The 17,119-nt window shown below is 59.8% G+C and carries 14 protein-coding genes; 13 read left to right on the top strand and 1 reads right to left on the bottom strand.

What is annotated here, in order from left to right; all coding sequences use genetic code 11:
- Positions 1–62: 62 nt before the first annotated feature.
- From INF77_RS14235 to INF77_RS14205, 7 genes are read left to right on the top strand one after another with little or no spacing between them, the layout of a single operon-like run.
- Positions 63–1,013 carry a branched-chain amino acid ABC transporter permease gene (locus INF77_RS14235; RefSeq protein ID WP_193532934.1) on the top strand — a complete coding sequence of 317 codons (951 nt, stop codon included), beginning with the start codon at positions 63–65 and terminating at the stop codon, positions 1,011–1,013.
- 8 nt (positions 1,014–1,021) lie between these two features.
- Positions 1,022–2,128: a branched-chain amino acid ABC transporter permease gene (locus INF77_RS14230; RefSeq protein WP_193532933.1), complete on the top strand. Its 1,107-nt coding sequence runs from the start codon at positions 1,022–1,024 to the stop codon at positions 2,126–2,128.
- Entirely contained in the window at positions 2,125–2,892 is a 768-nt protein-coding gene (locus INF77_RS14225) for an ABC transporter ATP-binding protein (RefSeq protein ID WP_048958777.1), read from the top strand. Before INF77_RS14230 ends, INF77_RS14225 begins: the two co-directional genes overlap by 4 nt.
- Positions 2,885–3,604, top strand: coding sequence for an ABC transporter ATP-binding protein (locus tag INF77_RS14220; RefSeq protein WP_193532932.1), 720 nt, complete (start codon positions 2,885–2,887; stop codon positions 3,602–3,604). The genes INF77_RS14225 and INF77_RS14220 overlap by 8 nt, the downstream gene beginning before the upstream one ends.
- A 28-nt stretch (positions 3,605–3,632) precedes the next feature.
- Complete coding sequence (locus INF77_RS14215) at positions 3,633–4,790, top strand: branched-chain amino acid ABC transporter substrate-binding protein (protein WP_041909827.1); 1,158 nt, start codon at positions 3,633–3,635, stop codon at positions 4,788–4,790.
- A gap of 17 nt (positions 4,791–4,807) precedes the next feature.
- A complete protein-coding gene (locus tag INF77_RS14210) occupies positions 4,808–5,290 on the top strand; it encodes an L-2-amino-thiazoline-4-carboxylic acid hydrolase (protein WP_028013263.1) in 483 nt (160 codons plus the stop codon).
- Positions 5,287–6,513, top strand: coding sequence for a Zn-dependent hydrolase (locus tag INF77_RS14205; RefSeq protein WP_193532931.1), 1,227 nt, complete (start codon positions 5,287–5,289; stop codon positions 6,511–6,513). Before INF77_RS14210 ends, INF77_RS14205 begins: the two co-directional genes overlap by 4 nt.
- A 66-nt stretch (positions 6,514–6,579) precedes the next feature.
- Here the strand turns inward: INF77_RS14205 and INF77_RS14200 are convergent, their stop codons facing one another.
- Complete coding sequence (locus INF77_RS14200) at positions 6,580–8,067, bottom strand: MFS transporter (protein ID WP_193532930.1); 1,488 nt, start codon at positions 8,065–8,067, stop codon at positions 6,580–6,582.
- 117 nt (positions 8,068–8,184) lie between these two features.
- Between INF77_RS14200 and INF77_RS14195 the strand changes: the two genes are divergently transcribed.
- The 6 genes from INF77_RS14195 to narI all read left to right on the top strand — a co-directional run bounded on the left by INF77_RS14195 (position 8,185) and on the right by narI (position 17,076).
- Positions 8,185–8,760, top strand: a complete 576-nt coding sequence (locus INF77_RS14195; RefSeq protein ID WP_028013266.1) for a TetR family transcriptional regulator — start codon at positions 8,185–8,187, stop codon at positions 8,758–8,760.
- Positions 8,761–8,969: 209 nt separating this feature from the next.
- Positions 8,970–10,355, top strand: coding sequence for a NarK family nitrate/nitrite MFS transporter (locus tag INF77_RS14190; RefSeq protein WP_048958773.1), 1,386 nt, complete (start codon positions 8,970–8,972; stop codon positions 10,353–10,355).
- Between the two features lie 67 nt (positions 10,356–10,422).
- The gene (locus INF77_RS14185; RefSeq protein WP_193543081.1) at positions 10,423–14,163 is read left to right on the top strand and encodes a nitrate reductase subunit alpha; all 3,741 of its coding nucleotides are present in this window, start codon (positions 10,423–10,425) and stop codon (positions 14,161–14,163) included.
- Positions 14,160–15,704: a nitrate reductase subunit beta gene (narH, locus tag INF77_RS14180; RefSeq protein WP_008501747.1), complete on the top strand. Its 1,545-nt coding sequence runs from the start codon at positions 14,160–14,162 to the stop codon at positions 15,702–15,704. Before INF77_RS14185 ends, narH begins: the two co-directional genes overlap by 4 nt.
- The gene (narW, locus tag INF77_RS14175; RefSeq protein WP_048958314.1) at positions 15,704–16,399 is read left to right on the top strand and encodes a nitrate reductase molybdenum cofactor assembly chaperone; all 696 of its coding nucleotides are present in this window, start codon (positions 15,704–15,706) and stop codon (positions 16,397–16,399) included. Before narH ends, narW begins: the two co-directional genes overlap by 1 nt.
- Positions 16,396–17,076 (top strand): respiratory nitrate reductase subunit gamma, encoded by a 681-nt coding sequence (narI, locus tag INF77_RS14170; RefSeq protein ID WP_193532464.1) that lies wholly within the window; start codon positions 16,396–16,398, stop codon positions 17,074–17,076. The genes narW and narI overlap by 4 nt, the downstream gene beginning before the upstream one ends.
- The last annotated feature ends 43 nt before the right edge of the window (positions 17,077–17,119 follow it).

The following is a 17,119-nucleotide window of genomic DNA, read 5'->3' as shown; positions in this document are numbered from 1 at the left end:
TTTACAATTTAATTCATTTATTGGATGGTAGCCGCAGAACGAGCACTTTGCGGGTACAGACGTTGGATACACTCATACAACAACTGATCAACGGTGTGATGCTGGGAAGCATCTACGCGCTGATCGCGCTGGGCTATACCATGGTGTATGGCATTTTGCGCATTATTAACTTTGCCCACGGCGATATTCTGATGGTCGGCGCGCTCACCACGCTCTCCGCCATTAACGCCCTGAATAGCACCTTCCCGCATATGCCGCTGCTGTTGCAGCTCGGCGCTGCCCTGATGATTGCCATGGCCGTTTGCGCCCTGCTGGCCATGGCCGTGGAGCGCTTTGCCTACCGTCGACTGCGCAACGCCCCGCGCCTGGCGCCGCTGATTTCGGGTATCGGCGTCTCCGTCCTGCTGCAAACCGTGGCGATGATTATCTGGACGCGCAACCCGCTGATGTTTCCGCAGATCCTGCCCATGGATCCGATTACCGTGACGTCAGGAAGTGAAATGCACCCGCCCGCCATCGTGACCGTTACCGGTATTGTCACCGTGGCGCTGGCGCTGGCGGTGATGACCGGGCTGTGGCTGCTGGTGGAATACACCCGCCTGGGGCGCGGCATGCGCGCCGTGGCGGAAAACCCGCGCGTGGCTACGCTGATGGGGGTTAACCCAAACGCCATTATCACCCTGACGTTTGCGATTGGCGGGGCGTTTGCCGCGCTGGCAGGCGTAATGATGGCCAGCAACTACGGTAACGCCAGCTTCTCGATGGGCTTTTTACCCGGGATCAAGGCCTTTACCGCCGCCGTACTGGGGGGCATTGGTAACATTCGGGGTGCCATGATTGGCGGCATCCTGCTCGGCATTATCGAAGCCCTGGGCGCAGGCTACCTGGGTGAACTGACCCACGGTGTATTTGGCAGCAACTATCAGGATGTCTTTGCCTTTATGGTGCTGATCCTGGTGCTGATCTTCCGTCCGGCTGGCCTGCTGGGCGAGCGCGTGGCGCACAGGGCGTAAGGATTACCATGACAACACTTCAAATTCAGGCCCCGGCGGCGACGCGCAAATTCTGGTCAGGCATGAGCCTGTTCTGCCTCGCGCTGCTGATTGCGCCCGTGATGGCCACGCAGCTCGGCGGCAACTACTGGGTGCGCGTTATCGACTTCGCCCTGCTCTACATCATGCTGGCGCTCGGGCTTAACATTGTGGTCGGCTATACCGGCCTGCTGGACATGGGCTTTATCGCCTTTTACGCCGTCGGCGCCTACCTCGCGGCACTGATGGCTTCTCCACACCTGCTGGAGGTGTTTCCGATCCTCGGCGTCTGGTTCCCGGATGGGCTGCACACCTCGTATCTGCTCATTATTCCGCTGGCGGCTCTCGTGGCGGCAGTCTGCGGGATTTTACTCGGTGCGCCCACGCTGAAGCTGCGCGGGGACTACCTGGCGATAGTGACCCTCGGCTTTGGCGAAATTATCCGCATCCTGATGCGCAACCTCGACCGTCCGGTAAACATCACCAACGGCGCAAAGGGCATTACCGGGGTGGATACGCTGAACCTGTTCGGCCTGAAGTTTAGCGGCGTCTACCACTGGTTTGGTTTCAAAGTGCCCGCCCTGTGGCTGTGGTACTACCTGCTGATGCTGGTGATTGTAGCGATTATTTTTGTCTGCCTGCGCCTGCAGCATTCCCGTATTGGCCGCGCCTGGCACGCCATCCGCGAGGATGAAGACGTGGCCCGCGCGATGGGCATCAACGTGCGTAACTATAAGCTGCTCGCCTTTGCGATGGGCGCCTCCTTTGGCGGCATAGCAGGTGCGCTGTTCGGCGCGTTTCAGGGCTTTGTCTCCCCGGAATCCTTCACCTTACAGGAATCGATTGCCGTACTGGCGATGGTGGTGCTGGGCGGTATGGGGCACATACCGGGCGTGATCCTGGGCGCGGTACTGCTTACCGCCCTGCCGGAACTGCTGCGCAGCCAGGCAGCGCCGGTTCAGCAGGCGCTGTTCGGTACGGTACTGATTGACCCGGAAGTGCTGCGCCAGCTGTTTTACGGTCTGGCACTGGTGCTGGTCATGCTGGTGCGCCCGTCAGGCCTCTGGCCGGTACGCCACAAGGAGGTGAAGGCATGAGCCTGTTAACCGTACGCAACATGTCAAAACGCTTCGGCGGGCTGACTGCCGTAGATGACGTTTCGATTACCGTGAACAGGGGGGAAATCTACGGGCTGATTGGCCCCAACGGCGCGGGAAAAACCACCTGCTTTAACCTGATCACCGGGCTTTATCCGGCGGACAGCGGTGAGTTTTCGATTGCCGATAAGCCCTACTTCCCAAAGCACATAGAGAAAGTCACCGCCGCCGGGATTGCCCGCACCTTCCAGAACGTGCGCCTCTTCAACGAGATGTCGGTGCTGGAAAACGTGATGGTGGGCCGCCACGTGCGCACCCGTAACGGCCTGTGGGCCGCGCTGAGCCGCCATAAACGCGCCCGCGAGGAAGAGAAGCAGACCCGCGAGCTGGCCTGGCACTGGCTGGACTATACCGGCATTGCGCAGTTCGCCCACTATCGCGCCTGCGATCTGGCCTATGGTCATCAGCGTCGCCTTGAAATCGCCCGCGCGCTGGCGACGGATCCGCTGCTGCTGGCGCTGGACGAGCCCGCCGCCGGAATGAACGCGGCGGAAAAAGTGGCGCTCGGCGAGCTGCTCATCCGCATCCGCGATGACGGCAAAACTCTGCTGATGATTGAACATGACGTCAAGCTGGTGATGGGCATCTGCGATCGCCTGACGGTGCTTGATTACGGTAAAACGCTCGCCAGCGGTACGCCGGAAAGCGTGCGACGCGACCCGGCAGTGATCGCCGCCTGGCTTGGAGGTAACGCCCATGACTGAAATACTGAAGGTAGAACGTCTGGACGTGCATTACGGCGGCATTCAGGCCGTACGCGATGTCTCCTTTACCCTGCACGAGGGCGAACAGGCTACGCTGATCGGCGCTAACGGCGCGGGGAAAAGCTCCACCGTGCGCGCCATTACCGGGCTGGAAAGCTTTAGCGGCAGTATTGAATTCAGCGGTAAGCCGGTCCGTAAACAGAGCCCGGAGACCCTGCTTCGCGACGGGCTGGTGATGGTCCCGGAGGGCCGCGGGATCTTCTCCCGCATGACGGTACTGGAAAACCTGCAGATGGGCGCCTGGCTAAGACGTGACACTGTCACAATTAAGCGCGAGATGAACGAGATTTTCGAACGTTTCCCGCGTCTGGGCGAGCGCCAGCATCAGCTTGCCGGGCTGCTGTCCGGCGGCGAGCAACAGCTGCTGGCCCTTAACCGCGCCCTCCTCAGCCGCCCGCGCCTGCTGATCCTCGACGAGCCGTCGATGGGCCTTGCCCCGAAGATGGTCGAGAACATATTTGCCGTTATTGCCGGGCTGCGCGAGCGCGGCGTCGCCCTGCTGCTTATCGAACAAAACGCCCGGCTCGCGCTGGAAGTGACAGACAGCGCATGGGTGATGGACAGCGGCAGCATTGTTCATCATGGCGAATCGACAGCACTGCTTAACGACGACCAGATTGCACACATTTATTTGGGCGAAATGCCCGTTTAACCACATCAGCCAACATCAGGGAAATACAATGAAAACAGTAAAAATCAGTGCGCTCAGCGCCGCTATTCTGCTCGGCGGTCTTGCCTCAACGTCCTCGTGGGCCGCCGACGGCGAAACCGTGGTGATCGGCCTGGCGGGGCCGCTGACCGGCCCGTCAGCACGTATCGGGAAAGATCTGGAGAACGGCGCGCAACTGGCCATTGACGACATTAACAAGCAGCATCCGACCATCGGCGGCAAAGCGGTCACCTTCAAACTGCAGTCCGAAGACGATCAGTCTGACCCGCGCACTGCCGTAGCCGTCGCGCAGCGTCTGGTGGACAGCGATGTGGCGGGCGTGGTCGGCCACTGGAACACCGGCACCAGCATTCCAGCGGCCCGCGTTTATCACGATGCGGGCATCGCCCAGGTGGCACCGGTCGCGACCGGTCACGCCTATACGCAACAAGGTTTTGATACCAGCTTCCGCGTGATGGGACACGACGATGACGGCGGCCAGCTCGCCGGTCAGTACGCGGTTAACACCCTGAAAGCCAAACGCATTGCGGTAATCGACGACCGTACCGCCTTCGGTCAGGGGCTTGCGGACCAGTTTATTAAATCGCTGGAAGCCCAGGGCGTGAAAATTGTCGACCGTCAGTACGTGGATGACAAAACGGTCGATTTCAGCGCCGTGCTGACCGCCATCCGCAGTAAAAACGCCGATCTGATCTTCTTCGGCGGCGTCGACAGCCAGGCCGCACCGCTGGCTCGCCGCATTAAACAGCTGGGCATGAATGCCACGCTGATGGGCGCAGGCGGATTCGTCAGCCAGACGTTCCTGAAGCTGGCGCAGAAAGAAGGCGAAGGCGTTGTGGCGCTGGAGCCGGGCCTGCCCGTTGACCAGATGCCGGGTGGAAAGGCATTCGAACAGGCCTACCAGGCCCGCTACCACACCCATATCGAACTGCACGCCCCGTTCGCCTATGACGCCACCCGCGTGCTGGTTGCGGCGATGGAAAAAGCAGACTCCGTTGAGCCATCAGACTATCTGCCCGCCCTGCGCGCCATCAGCTATTCCGGCGTTACCGGACAGATCGCGTTTGATAAAGAGGGCAACCTGAAATCGCCGTCGTTCACGGTCTATAAGGTTGTCGACGGCAAATGGCAGCCGCAGACCGTGCTGGGCGGCGCAAAAGCGAAGTAACGCAGCGAGGCAATGTGATGAGTGATAATAATGAGCTGGGCATTCTCGCCCGCCGCAAAATTGAAGCTGAAATTATTAAGCCAATTTATGAAATCCTGGTGCGCGAGATAGGGAAAGCCCGCGCCCAGGCGGTGATTGGCGAGGCCATTGAGCAGGCCGCGATTGACGCTGGTAAAGGGTTTGCCAGCAAAGAACCCAACGGCGCGAACATCAAGAGCTTTATCGCCCTGCAGTATCTGTGGGAGAAAGATAACGCCCTGGACGTCAAGGTGATCGACGCTGACGACCAGCAGTACAACTACAACGTGACCCGCTGTCGCTACGCGGAGATGTACCACGAGATGGGGCTGGGCGAGATCGGTCATCTGCTCTCCTGCGCGCGCGATGAAAAATTCATCGTTGGCTATGCGCCGGACGTAGAGCTAACCCGCACCACGACCATTATGCAGGGCGGTGCGTGCTGTGATTTCCGCTACCGCAGCGGTAAGGACAAGCCATGATCCGCGTCAACGCCGAACGGCTGTGGTCAACGCTTGAGATGATGGCGCAGATCGGCGGCACGCCCGCCGGTGGCGTCACCCGTCTGGCACTGAGCGAGGAGGATCGTATTGCGCGTAACCTGCTGCGCGACTGGGCGCTGGACGCCGGTTTTACCTGTGACGTCGACAGCATGGGCAATATGTTTATCCGCCGCGCGGGGAAAAACCCGCAACTCGCGCCGGTCATGACCGGTTCGCACGTGGATACCCAGCCGCTGGGAGGGAACTACGACGGCGTTTACGGCGTGCTGGCCGGGCTGGAGCTGCTGCGCACCCTCAATGACCATCACCTTGAGACAGAGCGTGACATCGTGCTGGTCAACTGGACCAACGAAGAAGGCGCGCGCTTTGCGCCAGCCATGCTCGCTTCAGGGGTCTGGACGGGGCAATTTAGCGAAGCGTACGCCCATGCCCGCGCGGATTGCGACGGTATCAGCGTGGGTGAAGCGCTGGAAAGCATCGGCTACCGGGGTGAAGCCCCTGCCCGCGCGTTTCCGGTTCACGCCTGCTACGAGCTGCACATCGAACAGGGCCCGATTCTGGAAGATGAAGCCCTGGATATCGGGTTAGTCCGCGCGGCAATGGGCCAGCGCTGGTTTACCCTGACGCTGGACGGGTTTGCCGCCCACGCGGGCACTACGCCGATGCACAGCCGACGCGATGCGCTGACCGCGTTCTCGGAGCTGGCGCTGAAGGTGGAGGAGATTGGCTATCGGCACGCGCCGGACGGACGTGCGACCATCGGTATGGCGCAGGTTACGCCAAACTCGCGCAACGTCGTGCCGTCTCGGGTGGTCTGCAGCGTGGAGTTTCGTCATCCGGCGCTGACGGCACTGGAAGCCATGGAGGCGGCGCTGCATAAGGTGGCTGAAAGCCTGAGCCTGCGCGGGGTGGCGGCTGTCGTTGAACGCATTTTTGACTACGCCCCCATCGCTTTTGATGCCGAATGTCTGGCCCGCACGGAGAAGGCCGTGGCGGAACTGGGCTACTCGGCGAAACCGATGGTCTCCGGCGCGGGACATGACGCCTGCTATGTCAGTAAAATTGCCCCTGCCAGCATGATTTTTATCCCCTGCGTGAAGGGCATCAGCCATAACGAAGCGGAAAGGATCCTGCCAGAGTGGTCGGAGAAAGGGGCGAACGTGCTGTTGCACAGCGTCCTGTCCGCGGCCCAGGAAAAATAAACCGGGTGGCGCGGCTCGGACAACCGCGCCCGTAGGCCCGGTAAGCGCAGCGCCACCGGGCGTGTTTTAAGGCTTCGGCACCTTCGCCAGGCTAAACCAGATCCCCACTGCCAGCAACAGCAGCATTCCGCCCGCACTCCCCAGCGCCACGCTGTGGGAGGTAATAAACGCACTTTTCGCCGCCTCAATCACCGGCTCCGCGAGGGACGGCGTCAGCTCCTGCGCCACCTTCATCGCTTCACCAATGGATGACGAGGCTTTATCGACGAGCGAGGCATTCAGCCCCTGCGGCAGGTCAATGGACGCCGAGAAGCTGCGGGTCAACAGCAGACCGAAAATGGCGATCCCCAGCCCGGCGCCCAGTTCATAGGACATGGTTTCAATCGCTCCTGCGGCAGCGGCTTTCTCCTTCGGCGCGGCAGCCATAATGGCGGAGGTCGAGGCCAGCAGCGCGCTTGCGGCGCTAAAGCCAAGCAGCACCATCAGCCCCCACGCCTGCCACTGCTGCGTACTGAAGTCGAGCATCGACAGGCCGATGAAGCTGACGGCGCTGAGCCCCATCCCCCCGGCAGCGACAATGCGCAGCCCCAGGCGGCCCACCAGCACACCGGCAATCGGCCCGCTGAATCCGCTTGCCACCATCACCGGGAGCATAAACATGCCCGCCTCGAACGGCGTAAAGCCGTGGACAAACTGTAGCTCCTGCGCCATCAGCAGCTCAAACCCGACCAGGGCAATCATGGCGGTCATCGCCATTACCACGCCGCTCAGAATGATGCGATGGCAGAACAGGCGCATATCGATCATCGGCACGCGGGCGCGCAGCTGGATGCGCACAAAAATAAACAGCATTACGGCACCCGTGAGCAAGGTACACGCCACCAGCCACGGCGACATAACGCCTTTTAGCGCGGTTTTGGCACTGTAGACCAGCAGCAAAATCGCCACAATCAGCATGATGGCATGACTGATATTCAGCGGCTGCTCCGGTCGGCCCTGCTGACGGGGCACAAAACGCGCGGCCAGCGACACCACTACCAGCACAATCGGCACGTTGATTAAAAACACCGATCCCCAGTAAAAATGCTCGAGCAGCATACCGCCAATCAGCGGACCAAACGCCGCCCCGCCGGAACCCACTGCCGCCCAGACGCCGAGCGCGATGTTGCGATCTTTCGCGTCGGTAAACAGCGTGCGGATCCCCGCAAGCGTAGCCGGAATGATCATTGCCGCACCGATCGCCAGCGAGGCGCGCGCCGCTATCAGCCACCCTGCCGACGGTGCAAACGCGGCCCCCAGGGACGACAGGCCAAACAGCGTGCTGCCGATCATCAGCAAGCGTTTAAAGCCAATGCGGTCACCCAGGGCACCCATCGGCAGCACCATCCCCGCCATCACCAGCGAGTAAATATCAATGATCCACAACAATTCGTTACCGCTGGCACCCAGCGTCATGCTCAATGTCGGCGCCGCCACGTGCAGCACCGTCGCGTCAATCGCCACCGGGATGTATACCAGCACGATAATCACTAACGCTAACCACTGACGAAACATAAATTTCCTTTTCATTTTAAACATGGACACATGTCCAGAATGCGATCCTACGTAAAGTTGAACGACTGTCCAGCTTTTTGTTACACTCGTTTCGGTCTTATTGAGAGTAGAGAAAAAATGCGCTATTTGAGCAAGGAAGAGCGGCGGGAAGCGATCTTACAGGCCGCGATGCGCGTGGCGCTGGCCGAGGGGCTGGCAGCCATGACGGTACGGCGCATTGCCGCAGAAGCGGGCGTCGCGACCGGGCAGGTCCACCACCACTTTGCCTCCGGCGGCGAGTTAAAATCGCTGGCGTTTGTGCGCGTGATCCGCGAGCTGCTGGATGCCGACGTGGTGGGTGAAAACGCGGGCTGGCGGGAACGGTTGCACAGCATGCTCGGCAGTGACGACGGTGGGCTTGAACCTTACATTCGCCTTTGGCGGGAAGCCCAAATTCTCGCCAGCCGTGATCCCGAGATCAAAGCGGCTTATGTCCTCACCATGGAGATGTGGCATCAGGAAACCGTGGCGATTATCCGCGCCGGGGCTGATGCCAACGCGTTCACGCTTACCGATCGGGCGGAAAATATCGCCTGGCGTTTAATAGGGCTGGTTTGTGGCCTGGATGGGATCACCGTATTAAATATGCCTGAAATGGACGATGCGGCATTTAATAAACATCTCGACAAACTTATCACACTGGAATTGTTTTAATACTCATTCCGGAGTATAAATTACGCAAAACGTTACAATTAGTAACACATTAAGCGAGCCCTTATTTTCATTCTAATCTCGGGGGTTCGCTTTTTTATCTATCCTTTCAGATGTATCTCAAAGCATCCCAAAAAACCAATTACACTTCTTTAATCATCTTTTTGTTTTTACTTCATTTTTCTCTCAAACATGGTAAGCAAGAGGGCGATATGTCGCAACAAAGTGATAAAAGTAATCCCCATCTGTTGAGTAACTGGAAACCTGAAAACGCGCAATTTTGGGAGAATAAAGGAAAACATATCGCACGAAGAAACCTATGGATTTCTGTAGCTTGCCTGCTATTAGCGTTTTGCGTGTGGATGTTATTTAGCGCCGTTGCGGTCAATCTGAATAAAGTCGGATTTAATTTCACCACCGATCAGCTTTTTATGCTAACGGCATTACCTTCACTCTCTGGCGCGATATTGCGCGTCCCCTACTCGTTTATGGTGCCAATATTTGGCGGACGCTACTGGACGGTATTGAGCACCGTTATCCTGATTATCCCCTGCGTCTGGCTGGGGATAGCCATTCAGGACACCGCGACACCTTACTGGGTCTTTATCGTGATTGCCTTGCTCTGCGGTTTTGCCGGGGCCAACTTTGCCTCCAGCATGGGTAACATCAGCTTCTTCTTCCCGAAGGCCAGACAGGGCAGCGCGCTGGGCATCAATGGCGGGTTGGGAAATCTGGGCGTCAGCGTGATGCAGCTGTTTGCTCCGCTGGTGATTTTCCTGCCAATGTTTACCTTCCTCGGCGTGCACGGCGTACCGCAGGAGGATGGCTCAACGATGTGGCTGGCCAATGCGGCCTGGGTCTGGGCGCCGCTGCTGCTGCTGGCAACCCTTGCGGCGTTTTTTGGCATGAACGATATCGCCAGCTCTAAAGCCTCTATCGCCAGCCAGCTGCCGGTACTGAAGCGCTTTCACCTCTGGCTGCTGAGCCTGCTTTATCTTGCTACCTTCGGCTCGTTTATCGGCTTCTCGGCGGGCTTTGCCATGCTGTCGAAAACCCAGTTCCCGGACGTGAACATCCTGCACCTCGCTTTCTTTGGCCCCCTGATCGGCGCGCTGGCGCGTTCGGCGGGCGGGATGGTCTCTGACAGGCTGGGCGGCGTGCGCGTCACGCTGATTAACTTCGTCTTTATGGCTATCTTCAGCGCCCTGATCTTCCTGACGCTCCCCGGCTCTGGCTCCGGCAGCTTTATCGCCTTCTACCTGGTCTTTATGGGCCTGTTCCTCACCGCCGGGCTGGGCAGCGGTTCGACCTTCCAGATGATCGCGATTATCTTTCGCCAAATCACCCTCGACCGCGTCAAAAAGCAGGGCGGCACGGACGAGCAGGCGCAGCATGAAGCGGTGACGGAGACCGCCGCCGCGCTGGGCTTTATCTCCGCCATCGGTGCCGTTGGCGGGTTCTTTATCCCTAAGGCGTTCGGCACATCGCTGGCAATGACCGGTTCGCCGGTTGGGGCCATGAAGGTCTTCCTCGTGTTTTACATCGTCTGCGTGTTGGTCACCTGGCTGGTGTATGGCCGTAAATCCTCAAAAAAATAAAAACTACATCTTCGCCGGAGCGTGATGCATCGCACTCCGGCCATGCTATCGAAGCAGGAGAAATGTCATGAGCAAACTGCTGGACCGCTTCCGTTACTTCAAAACAAAAGGCGACAGTTTCGCCGATGGGCACGGGCAGGTGTATCACACCAACCGCGACTGGGAGGACAGCTACCGCCAGCGCTGGCAGTTCGACAAGATTGTGCGATCTACCCACGGGGTAAACTGTACCGGCTCCTGTAGCTGGAAGATTTATGTCAAAAACGGCCTGGTGACCTGGGAAACCCAGCAGACCGACTACCCCCGCACCCGCCCTGACCTGCCCAATCACGAGCCGCGCGGCTGCCCGCGAGGCGCAAGCTATTCCTGGTACCTCTACAGCGCCAACCGTCTTAAGTACCCGCTGGTGCGCCGCAGGCTGATCGAACTCTGGCGCGAGGCGCTGGCGCAGCATACCGATCCGGTGCTGGCCTGGGATGCCATCCAGAACGATCCGCAAAAGGCGCAAAGCTACAGGAAGGCGCGAGGTAAAGGCGGGTTTATCCGCTCAAACTGGAAAGAGCTGAACCAGCTGATCGCCGCCGCTAACGTCTGGACCATCAAAAACTACGGCCCGGACCGCGTGGCCGGTTTTTCGCCTATTCCGGCGATGTCGATGGTCTCCTACGCCGCCGGAACGCGCTATCTCTCCCTGCTGGGCGGCACCTGCCTGAGCTTCTACGACTGGTACTGCGACCTGCCGCCGGCGTCGCCGATGACCTGGGGCGAGCAGACCGACGTGCCGGAGTCCGCCGACTGGTACAACTCCAGCTATATCATTGCCTGGGGCTCGAACGTGCCGCAGACGCGTACTCCGGACGCCCACTTCTTTACCGAGGTGCGCTACAAAGGCACCAAGACCGTTGCGATTACGCCGGACTTCTCGGAGGTCGCCAAGCTCAGCGACCAGTGGCTGGCCCCCAAACAGGGCACCGACAGCGCCCTCGCCATGGCGATGGGCCACGTCATCCTCAAAGAGTTCCACCTCGATAACCCGAGCGATTACTTCCTTAACTACTGCCGCCGCTACACCGACATGCCGATGCTCGTGCTGCTGGACGAACAGGCTGACGGTCGCGTGGTGCCGGGCCGGATGCTGCGCGCCTCCGATCTCGTCGACGGGCTGGGGGAAGCCAATAACCCAGAGTGGAAGACCGTCGCCTTCGATATTGCCGGTAACCTGGTGGTGCCAAACGGCTCGATCGGCTTCCGCTGGGGGGAAAAAGGCAAATGGAACCTGGAGCCTCAGGCTGCGGGCCATGAAACAGAACTCACCCTCTCCCTGCTGATTACCCACGACAGCGTGGCGGACGTCGCGTTCCCCTACTTTGGCGGCAACGAAAACCCGCATTTTCGCAGCGTGAAGCAGGAGCCGGTGCTGACGCGCCGCGTGCCGAGCAAAACCCTGACGCTCGCCGACGGCAGCCAGAAACGAGTGGTCAGCGTTTACGATCTGGTGCTGGCGAACTACGGTCTCGATCGCGGCCTGGAAGACAGTAACGCCGCAGACAGCTATGACCAGATCAAAGCCTACACGCCCGCCTGGGGCGAGCAGATCACTGGCGTGCCCGCGTACCTGATCGAAAAAATTGCCCGCGAGTTCGCCGACACGGCGCACAAAACGCACGGTCGCTCGATGATCATTCTGGGTGCCGGGGTGAACCACTGGTACCACATGGACATGAACTACCGCGGGATGATCAATATGCTGGTCTTCTGCGGCTGCGTCGGGCAGAGCGGCGGCGGCTGGTCCCACTATGTCGGCCAGGAGAAGCTGCGCCCGCAAACCGGCTGGCTGCCGCTGGCCTTCGCGCTGGACTGGAACCGCCCGCCGCGCCAGATGAACAGCACCTCGTTCTTCTACAACCACGCCAGCCAGTGGCGCTACGAGAAGCTCACCGCGCAGGAGCTGCTCTCCCCGCTGGCGGACGCGTCGAAGTTCACCGGACATCTGATCGACTTTAACGTTCGCGCAGAGCGCATGGGCTGGCTGCCGTCGGCCCCGCAGCTCAACCTCAACCCGCTGCACGTCAAGGCGCGTGCGGACGCGGCGGGCATGACGCCGCAGGAGTACACCGTTCAGGCGTTGAAATCGGGCGATATCCGCTTCGCCTGCGAACAGCCGGACAACGGCAAGAACCACCCGCGTAACCTGTTCGTCTGGCGCTCTAACCTGCTCGGCTCGTCCGGGAAAGGCCACGAGTACATGCTGAAATACCTGCTCGGCACCGAGAGCGGCATTCAGGGTGAAGATTTAGGCTCAACGGACGACGTGAAGCCTGAAGAGGTGGAGTGGCAAACCGCCGCCATCGAGGGCAAACTCGACCTGCTGGTGACGCTCGATTTCCGCATGTCCAGCACCTGCCTGTTCTCCGATATCGTCCTGCCGACCGCCACCTGGTATGAAAAGGACGACATGAATACCTCGGATATGCACCCGTTTATTCATCCGCTTTCCGCCGCCGTTGACCCGGCGTGGGAATCGCGCAGCGACTGGGAGATCTACAAAGGCATCGCCAAAGTCTTCTCCGAGGTGTGCGTTGGCCATCTGGGCACAGAAACCGACGTGGTGCTCCAGCCGCTGCAGCATGACTCCCCGGCGGAGCTGTCGCAGCCGTTTGATATTCAGGACTGGCGCAAAGGGGAATGTGACCTGATCCCCGGCAAAACGGCGCCGAACATTGCCGTGGTCGAGCGTAACTACCCGGAAACTTACGAACGCTTCACCGCCCTCGGCCCGCTGATGGACAAGCTCGGCAACGGCGGGAAAGGCATTTCGTGGAACACGCAGAACGAGGTCGATTTCCTTGGCAAGCTGAACTACGTCAAGCTCGACGGCCCGGCGAAAGGCCGCCCGCGCATTGAAACCGCCATTGACGCCTCGGAGGTGATCCTCGCCCTCGCCCCGGAAACCAACGGACAGGTGGCGGTGAAGGCCTGGGAAGCGCTCGGGGAACTAACCGGGCGCGACCACACCCATTTGGCGCTGAACAAAGAAGACGAGAAAATCCGCTTCCGCGACATTCAGGCGCAGCCGCGCAAAATTATCTCCAGCCCGACGTGGTCCGGCCTTGAGAGCGAGCACGTCTCCTATAACGCGGGCTATACCAACGTCCACGAGCTGATCCCGTGGCGCACCCTTTCGGGCCGCCAGCAGCTGTATCAGGATCATCCGTGGATGCGCGCCTTCGGGGAGAGCCTGGTGGCCTATCGCCCACCGATTGATACCCGCAGCGTGACCCACATGCGCGAGATCCCGCCGAACGGCTTCCCGGAAAAAGCGCTGAACTTCCTGACGCCGCACCAGAAATGGGGCATCCACTCCACCTACAGCGAAAACCTGCTGATGCAGACCCTGTCGCGCGGGGGACCCATCGTCTGGATCAGCGAAACCGACGCCCGCGAGCTGGGCATAGAGGACAACGACTGGATCGAAGCCTTCAACGCCAACGGCGCCCTCACCGCCCGCGCGGTGGTCAGCCAGCGCGTGCCGCCAGGCATGACCATGATGTACCACGCCCAGGAGCGCATCCTGAACATTCCGGGGTCAGAAGTGACCGGACGGCGCGGCGGGATCCACAACTCGGTCACCCGCGTCTGCCCAAAACCGACGCACATGATCGGCGGCTATGCGCAACTGTCCTACAGCTTCAACTATTACGGCACCGTCGGCTCCAACCGCGACGAGTTCATCATGATCCGCAAAATGAAAAATATTAACTGGCTGGACGGCGAAGGTCGGGATCAGATACAGGAGGCGAAAAAATGAAAATACGCTCACAGGTTGGCATGGTTCTGAATCTCGATAAATGCATCGGCTGCCACACCTGCTCGGTCACCTGCAAGAACGTCTGGACCGGGCGCGAAGGGATGGAGTATGCGTGGTTTAACAATGTGGAGACCAAGCCGGGGATTGGCTACCCGAAAAACTGGGAGGATCAGGAGGAGTGGCAAGGCGGATGGATCCGCGGCATACACGGCAAGCTGACGCCGCGCCTCGGCGGCAAAATGGGCGTGCTGTCGAAGATTTTCGCCAACCCCGTCCTGCCGCAGATTGACGATTATTACGAACCCTTCACCTTTGACTATCAGGATCTGCACCGCGCGCCGGAGGGGGATCACCTCCCTACCGCGCGCCCCCGCTCGCTGATCGACGGTAAGCGGATGGACAAAATCGTCTGGGGGCCAAACTGGGAGGAACTGCTGGGCGGCGAGTTCGAAAAGCGCGCCCGCGACCGCAACTTCCAGAAGATCCAGAAGGAGATGTACGGCCAGTTTGAAAACACCTTCATGATGTATCTGCCGCGCCTGTGCGAGCACTGCCTGAACCCGAGCTGCGTGGCCACCTGCCCGAGCGGCGCGATCTACAAGCGCGAAGAGGACGGCATTGTGCTGATCGACCAGGATAAATGTCGCGGCTGGCGCCTGTGCATCAGCGGATGCCCGTACAAGAAAATTTACTTCAACTGGAAAAGCGGCAAGTCAGAAAAATGCATCTTCTGCTACCCGCGCATTGAGTCCGGCCAGCCGACCGTTTGTTCGGAGACCTGCGTCGGGCGCATCCGTTATCTCGGCGTGCTGCTGTACGACGCGGACCGTATTGAAGAGGCCGCCAGCACCGAGCATGAAACCGATCTGTACGAGCGCCAGTGCGACGTGTTCCTTAACCCGAACGATCCGGCGGTGATTGAGGAAGCGCTGAAACAGGGCATTCCACAGAACGTGATTGATGCCGCCCAGCGTTCGCCGGTCTACAAGATGGCGATGGACTGGAAGCTGGCGCTGCCGCTGCATCCTGAATACCGCACCCTGCCGATGGTCTGGTACGTGCCGCCGCTGTCGCCGATTCAGTCCTACGCGGATGCGGGCGGCCTGCCGCAGAGTGACGGCGTCCTGCCTGCCGTGGAAAGCCTGCGCATTCCAGTGCAGTACCTGGCAAACATGCTCAGCGCGGGCGATACCGGCCCGGTGCTGCGCGCCCTGAAGCGCATGATGGCGATGCGTCACTATAAACGCTCCCAGACTGTGGAAGGCGTGACCGATACCCGCGCCATTGAGGAAGTGGGCCTGACCGAAGCGCAGGTTGAGGAGATGTACCGCTATCTCGCCATCGCTAACTACGAAGACCGCTTCGTGATCCCGACCAGCCACCGCGAAATGGCGCGCGACGCCTTCCCGGAGAAAAACGGCTGCGGCTTCACCTTTGGCGACGGCTGCCACGGCTCCGACACCAAATTCAACCTCTTCAACAGCAGCCGCATCGACGCGATTAACATCACCGAGGTGCGCGAACACGGGGAGGGAGAATAATGCAGATCCTTAAAATCATCGCGCTGCTGATTGAGTATCCCGATGAGCTGCTGTGGGAAAACCGCGATGAGGCGCTTTCCCTGGTTGAGCAGGACGCGCCCATGCTGCTGCCGTTTGCCCGGCAGCACCTGAGCGCCCCGCTGTTGGATAAGCAGGCCGAATGGTGCGAAGTGTTTGAACGCGGGCGCGCAACGTCCCTGCTGCTGTTCGAGCACGTTCACGCCGAGTCCCGCGATCGTGGTCAGGCGATGGTTGACCTGATGAGCCAGTATGAGAAAGCCGGGCTGGAGCTGGACTGCCGCGAGCTGCCCGACTATCTGCCGCTCTACCTGGAATACCTCAGCCTCGTCACTGACGACGAGGCGCGTGAAGGATTGCAAAATGTCGCGCCGATCCTGGCGCTGATTGGTGGTCGCCTCAAGCAGCGCGGCGTGGCGCATTACCAGCTGTTTGACGCCCTGCTGACGATGGCCGGTACGCGGCTTTCCAGCGACAGCGTGGCGAAGCAGGTGTCCGGTGAAAAACGGGATGATACCCGTCAGGCACTGGACGCCGTGTGGGAAGAGGAACAGGTGAAGTTTATCGAAGACAACGCCACATCGTGCGACAGTTCGCCGATGCAGCAATATCAACGACGCTTTAGCCAGGACGTCGCGCCGCAGTACGTGGACGTCAGCGCCGGAGGCCCAAAATGACGCATTACCTGAACGTGTTTTTCTATGATATTTACCCGTATATCTGTGCTACCGTTTTTTTCCTCGGCAGCTGGCTGCGCTACGACTACGGGCAATACACCTGGCGGGTCTCATCGAGCCAGATGCTTAGCAAGCGCGGGATGAACTGGGCCTCTAACCTGTTTCATATCGGGATTCTGGGGATCTTCTTCGGGCACCTGTTCGGCATGTTAACCCCGCACTGGATGTACGCCTGGTTTTTACCCGTCGCGGTTAAACAGCAGCTGGCCATGATTGCGGGAGGCATTTGCGGCGTACTGACGCTGATTGGTGGGTCAATGTTGCTGATCCGCCGCCTCTTCAACCAGCGGGTACGCGCCACGTCCACCACGCCGGATATTATCATCATGAGTATCCTGCTGCTTCAGTGCATCCTGGGGCTGTCGACCATTCCTTTCTCCGCGCAATATCCTGACGGAAGCGAGATGATGAAACTGGTCGGCTGGGCGCAGGGGATCGTAACGTTTAAGGGGGGCTCGTCGGAGATGTTGAGCGGCGTCGCGCCGATCTTCCGCGTCCATCTGGTGCTGGGGATGACGATCTTCCTCATCTTCCCGTTCACCCGTCTGGTGCACGTGTGGAGCGCACCGTTTGAGTATTTTACCCGTCGGTATCAGGTGGTGAGATCGCGCCGTTGATTCTGTCGGGTGCGGCTACGCCTTACCCGACCTACGTTCACAC

The sequence above is a fragment of the Enterobacter cloacae complex sp. P1B genome (assembly GCF_014982345.1).
GTDB classification, from domain to species: domain Bacteria; phylum Pseudomonadota; class Gammaproteobacteria; order Enterobacterales; family Enterobacteriaceae; genus Enterobacter; species Enterobacter bugandensis.
This window is presented reverse-complemented; position numbering and strand designations above follow the sequence as displayed.

What these genes read in the sequence shown, in the direction of transcription:
- INF77_RS14220 (WP_193532932.1), top strand. Translation starts at nt 2,885, where the DNA reads ATGACTGAAATACTGAAGGTAGAACGTCTGGACGTGCATTACGGCGGC.
- INF77_RS14190 (WP_048958773.1), top strand. Translation starts at nt 8,970, where the DNA reads ATGTCGCAACAAAGTGATAAAAGTAATCCCCATCTGTTGAGTAACTGG.
- narI (WP_193532464.1), top strand. Translation starts at nt 16,396, where the DNA reads ATGACGCATTACCTGAACGTGTTTTTCTATGATATTTACCCGTATATC.
- INF77_RS14215 (WP_041909827.1), top strand. Translation starts at nt 3,633, where the DNA reads ATGAAAACAGTAAAAATCAGTGCGCTCAGCGCCGCTATTCTGCTCGGC.
- INF77_RS14185 (WP_193543081.1), top strand. Translation starts at nt 10,423, where the DNA reads ATGAGCAAACTGCTGGACCGCTTCCGTTACTTCAAAACAAAAGGCGAC.
- INF77_RS14205 (WP_193532931.1), top strand. Translation starts at nt 5,287, where the DNA reads ATGATCCGCGTCAACGCCGAACGGCTGTGGTCAACGCTTGAGATGATG.
- INF77_RS14210 (WP_028013263.1), top strand. Translation starts at nt 4,808, where the DNA reads ATGAGTGATAATAATGAGCTGGGCATTCTCGCCCGCCGCAAAATTGAA.
- INF77_RS14195 (WP_028013266.1), top strand. Translation starts at nt 8,185, where the DNA reads ATGCGCTATTTGAGCAAGGAAGAGCGGCGGGAAGCGATCTTACAGGCC.
- INF77_RS14200 (WP_193532930.1), bottom strand. Translation starts at nt 8,067, where the DNA reads ATGTTTCGTCAGTGGTTAGCGTTAGTGATTATCGTGCTGGTATACATC.
- narW (WP_048958314.1), top strand. Translation starts at nt 15,704, where the DNA reads ATGCAGATCCTTAAAATCATCGCGCTGCTGATTGAGTATCCCGATGAG.
- INF77_RS14225 (WP_048958777.1), top strand. Translation starts at nt 2,125, where the DNA reads ATGAGCCTGTTAACCGTACGCAACATGTCAAAACGCTTCGGCGGGCTG.
- INF77_RS14230 (WP_193532933.1), top strand. Translation starts at nt 1,022, where the DNA reads ATGACAACACTTCAAATTCAGGCCCCGGCGGCGACGCGCAAATTCTGG.
- narH (WP_008501747.1), top strand. Translation starts at nt 14,160, where the DNA reads ATGAAAATACGCTCACAGGTTGGCATGGTTCTGAATCTCGATAAATGC.